The sequence below is a fragment of the Sebaldella sp. S0638 genome, assembly GCF_024158605.1.
Lineage (GTDB): Bacteria > Fusobacteriota > Fusobacteriia > Fusobacteriales > Leptotrichiaceae > Sebaldella.
The window spans coordinates 1-1,165 of sequence record NZ_JAMZGM010000260.1 but is presented as its reverse complement, the minus strand read 5'-3'; the positions used below and the strand labels follow the sequence as shown (position 1 = coordinate 1,165).

Genomic DNA, 1,165 nt, shown 5'->3' with positions numbered 1-1,165 from the left:
TTTAGAATTTCCATGAAAAGTCTAACTGATATTTTGTACCTTTTACACTTCCTTCTTCTCTTTCCACTCTTACTCCTGTCTTAAATCCTCCCGCTGTCTCATAACCTGCTCCGACACTTGCTTTAAATATATTATCTATCTTTTCCGGTTCTTCCAGTCTGTAATATCCGGCATCTGTATCTGCTATCTTTACTTCATTTCCATCACCATAGATATCCTGTGTTTCATATTCATAAGCTGCCCCGGCTGTGAGCATAAACTTGCTTCCTTTTACTGTTGTATATGACCATTCTCCTTCTATTCCCGCTCCCGGTCTTAATGAGAAATAATCTTCCGATTTTACATCAAGATACATTCCGTCTCCGTCTTCCTTGAATCCCTGAAATTTTCCGTAACCTGTATTCAAGCTTCCGAATATATCCATCTTAAAATTCTTTGATATTATAGGAAGTTCATAATTCAGTCTGTTTTTCCATTCTGCTGTTCCTGAGAAGTAGTCTCCGTTATTCTTATAAGTACCGTTGCTTAAATAAATCTTTCTTTCCATATCATGATAGTTTACACCAAGCTCTCCTCTTGTCATAAACTTAAATCTGCTGCCCTGTGCGAGATACTGTTCATATCCTATTCCGGCTTTCAGACTCGTTATATCTTCTTTTGATCCCTGATCAAAGTCAAATTTACTCTGTAGTATTCCCAGTGAATAATTAAAGTTTGTACCATATTTCAGAGTTTCTTTTTCTTTCAGATACATTATTCCAAGTGACTGATAATCATACTCTTCCACTCCCGGATTTTTATCTGTTATGTTTCCTCCTGAATATATAGCAGATACTTTAGTTATATCCTTAGTCGTATTTTCTTCGCTCTTAAGCTGTTTGTACGCAGTATCAAGAACTCCGTTTACATCCATCATTCTCTGCTGGATATTGGCATATACATTACCTCTCAGCTGCATATCAAATGTTTCTGCCAGTTCATCTTTATCAGATATTGACTTTAATGCATCAAACATATCCATTTCAGTATCTGAAGGTCCTTTAGCGTGAAGCTCGTCAAGTCCTTTACCGAATTCCACAGCTTCAGTATTTTTAAGCATTTGTGCATAAGGTATTCTTGTAAGTGTAAGAACATAACTGTTCAGGTCTTTGTCAAAATACTTTTC

1 protein-coding gene is annotated in these 1,165 nt (G+C 36.3%); it reads right to left on the bottom strand.

Annotated features, from left to right (window positions below):
• Position 1: 1 nt before the first annotated feature.
• Positions 2-1,165, bottom strand: a 1,164-nt coding sequence (locus tag NK213_RS20120; RefSeq protein ID WP_253352670.1) for an autotransporter domain-containing protein, incomplete at its 5' end; no start/stop codon positions are given.